Source organism: Butyricicoccus sp. AF18-9LB (genome assembly GCF_027684505.1).
GTDB lineage: Bacteria > Bacillota > Clostridia > Oscillospirales > Butyricicoccaceae > Agathobaculum > Agathobaculum butyriciproducens.
The window spans coordinates 1-3726 of sequence record NZ_JAQCWA010000049.1; the positions used below are offsets into that span (position 1 = coordinate 1).

At 49.8% G+C, this 3726-nt stretch carries 1 protein-coding gene and 1 pseudogene; both read right to left on the minus strand.

Annotation, left to right across the window (positions count from 1 at the left end; genetic code table 11):
* Positions 1 to 413: 413 nt before the first annotated feature.
* Positions 414 to 1252 (minus strand): annotated as a pseudogene (locus PGY33_RS14130) (IS3 family transposase); the annotation flags it as partial.
* A 276-nt stretch (positions 1253 to 1528) separates the two neighbouring features.
* Positions 1529 to 3415: an LTA synthase family protein gene (locus PGY33_RS14135; RefSeq protein WP_118753750.1), complete on the minus strand. Its 1887-nt coding sequence runs from the start codon at positions 3413 to 3415 to the stop codon at positions 1529 to 1531.
* Positions 3416 to 3726: the final 311 nt, after the last annotated feature.

The window sequence follows — 3726 nt, forward strand, 5'->3', positions numbered from 1 at the left end:
AACGCCTACATCTAAAGCAGCAACGAAAGTTGCTGCTTTTTCTTTTGAGGGTAGACACCTACGGTTTCTACCCTCTTAGCTCCCATTTTCCTTTACTTCTTAGTTTGGCGCAGACCAGAAACCAGCGATCGCTCCGAAAAGGGGAACGGCAGAGGATCTTTTCTACTGTAGGGGAGCACAGTGTGCTCCCATTTCTCGACCTATTCGCAGTGTCAGATTCTTTGCTGCTATACATGCGGTTAAGTCTACGCAGGCGCAACATACCCGTGTCGCGCGAATTGTTTACGGGTGCTGGTGGCTGGGGCCTATCAGGTAAAGCACATACTTGGACTTAGATGGATTTTAGATAATAAAAAGCGACTGCATATGAAGTGACCCCCAAAAGTTAGACAATATTTCGAAGTAAAAATTGTTCAAGCAGCCGAAAGGGCCTGTTGTCTGTGAATTGCAGGCGGCAGGCCCTTTAGTTTTGCCTTAATCCTGCGATTGTTGTAGTAGTCCAGATACTCAATGAGCTCCTGCTTGAAGTGTTCCATGGATTGAAATTCCTGCAGATAGAGCAGCTCGCTTTTGAGTATTCCAAAGAAGTTTTCAATCACAGCATTATCCAGACAGTTTCCTTTACGGTTCATGCTTTGCCGGATGCCCTTCTCCCGGAGCATGCGCTGGTACTGCTTGTGCTGATACTGCCAACCCTGGTCAGAATGGAGAATGAGATCTGTACCATCAGGAATCTTTGCAAACGCCTTGTCCAACATAGTCATTACCATGCGCAGTACCGGACGGTCTGAAATCGTGTAGCTGACCAGATCGCTGCTGTGCAGATCGAGAATTGGGGACAGATAGAGTTTTTCTCCGAACAGGCTAAACTCCGTCACATCCGTGACCCACTTCTGATTGGGCTTGTCTGCATGAAAATCTCGATTTAACAGATTTGGTGCAATTTTACCCACATTTCCCTTGTAAGAACGGTATTTCTTCATTCGGACGCGGCAAATCAGCCCTAACGCCTTCATAAGTCTCCGAACGGTTTTATGATTCACAAGGAAAGCACTGTCGTAATCCACCGGTAGCCGTATCTGCCCTTGTTTTCGTGGAAAATAGTTGTGATTTCTTCCTTAACGGATGTATATTTGTCTGTTTTCTGCATTGGTTTCAAGTGATAATAGAACGTTGCACAGGGCAGTTGAGCGATTGAAAGCAGAAGATTGAGAGAATATTTTTGCCTTAGCTTCTGAACTACCAGCGTTTTGTGCTGGCGTCGTTCGATGGCCAATGCCTCTGATCCTTCTGATAGATAAATATGCTCCCCGTTTCTGACCTGAGTGGCACTGCTTACTTCAAATCGTCTCGCTGTTTCGCAGTAACTCAACCTTTCTTCCATCATGGTTTCCACGACCAGCTTCTTAAATTCCGGCGTGTATCGTTTGTTCGGTTTTCCTCTTGACATAATAAATCACCCCATCTGTTAGATAGTGTATCATACTGTCTAACAAATGGGGTGCTGTTCAATAGCAGTCGCTTCTGTTTAATTGCCACTGGTTGCGTTTGCGGCATCGCTTGAAGTTGTACTTGCCGGAGAGGCAAACAGTTCTGCCTGGCGTTCGTCGCCGCCAAACAGGTTGTTATATTGTACGCGCTCGTAATCTTCAATCAGCGGGGTAAATTTTGTGGTATCCAGATGGCTGTATGCGTTGCCTTCACTATCGAAATAGCCGGCAAAGGTCATCGCCAGAATGGTTTTCTGCAGATTCCACAGGTATTTGCCGTAGACGCTGGTTTCAATGCCTGCGTTGCGCAGCACATACTGCGCGAGAAAGTTCAGGCTGGTGATCTTTGTCGAATCGCCGGTCAGCGGGTAATTGGCCCAGATGATGAACGGCACCTTAAACTTATCCATGTACTGCGCCATGGTCATTTCGTCCTGAGTGACGCCGTACGCCTTATCGAGAAATTCCTGCTCGACAGACGGCTGATGATCGCCGAACATAACGAGAATGGTCGGCTCAGTCTGTGCCGAGAAGTAGTCGATCAGCTTTTTGAAGGCCTCATCGGTCTTATTGGCGAGCGTCAAATACTGCTCTGCCTTGGGGTACACGCCCGGCTCATCGGCGACCTGCACCTCGGCGGGGTAATCCTCAACCGTGTAGCTGCCGTGGTTCTGAATCGTCACATTGAACAGAAACAGCGGTGTGCTTTCGTCCTTATGCTCAAACTCCCAAATAATCTGCTCGAAGTCGGAATCGTCGCTGACGTAGCCGTGCTCCTCGGTCTGCGGTACGTCCATGTCCTCGCCGCACTTGAATGAGTCGAAGCCCAGACGCGGATACGCGATATTACGCTGCCACGAGGTTCGCTCACCCGGATGAAACGCACGCGTCTCGTAGCCGTAGCCCTTGAGCAGCGTAGCCAGTGAATCCGTCGGACCGAGGATGTACTGCTGATACGGGATACTGCCCGATGGTAGGAAGTTCATCGAATTACCGGTCAGAAACTCGAACTCGCTCGTGCTTGTGCCCGCGCCGAATACCGAGGTGTAGGCGTGGCCGTGGATCGCGTTCGACACGCTGTTGATGTAATTCATTGGGCTTTCCGTGAGTGTCAGATTGCCGAAGTCCTCAAAGTCCGCCCATGACTCATTCATAATAGCAACAATATTCGGGTGATCAACGCCGACATTCGGTGTCGGGTCATCCTCTGCACCATTTACAATAGCGTTGACGCGTTCCGGCGTGGTATCATCCGGTTTTTCCACTTCCATAAATTCGGTGTTTCGCAGAAATTCTGCAGCGGCACCGCCGGTCTGGTAGGCACCGAGCTGATCCCACACGTCGGTCTCTACGCCGAACATGCCCAGCATTTGCGGGTGGGCGATCGGGATGAGACACAGCAGACCAGCAATCAACACGGAACCGCGGCGCAGCAGATCGCCTTTGCGCGGCCGAAAATGCCCCATCTTATAATAAGGGCGCAGCGCCCACGCAAGCAGTGCAACCAGCATAATGCAGATGGCAATTTGCCAGGTCATAGACAGGCTGTAACTGCCTGCAACGGCCACAGCGGTACCGAGCGCCTTAAAGTCCCACGGCAGAATAGGTGTGCCGCGGAAAACAGAAACGAAGTAGTTCGCAGCGCCCCACATACCGGCCAGAATGTGCAGCAGCACGCAGCAGACCGCCGGATAGCCGATAACCGCACAGCCGATCCAGTAGAGTGCGCTGAGGCATAGCCAGTTAGCCAGCGCCACGCCTGCGCTCATATTCCACGGCGGAGAGCCGAGCACAAGCTGCATCAGCCAAAACGCGGTAAGCGGTGTCAGTAGCAGCAGGAGCAGCTTTTGCGCCCTTGTGTTTTGGCGCAGCGGCACATCACGCCGTGGCAGCAGCTGTCTGATTAGTGAACCAACTTTTTTCATAAACCGTTCTCCTTGTAAAAAAAGTTCCCACAAGAGCGAAATTATACACTAAATTGGGGAAAATGTCAAGGTTAGATGCGGCTTACAGGGCACGCGACGGAGACAGGCAGGTATACTATTATAATACAGGCATTGTATGGCGCAAAAATAAATAAAAAAGTGCTTGACATTCGCTGTCGAATTTGGTATTCTATTAAAGCTGTCTCTCAGAGACGAGCGCAAAACCGAAAAGTTTGATTTAGAACGGCTTGATTCTTCAAAAAAGAATTTAAAAAAGTTCTTGACAAACGCTTCTGGTTTTGATATACTAA

Excerpts from the sequence above, each read along its gene's own strand:
- PGY33_RS14135 (WP_118753750.1), bottom strand. The coding sequence starts at position 3,415 with ATGAAAAAAGTTGGTTCACTAATCAGACAGCTGCTGCCACGGCGTGAT.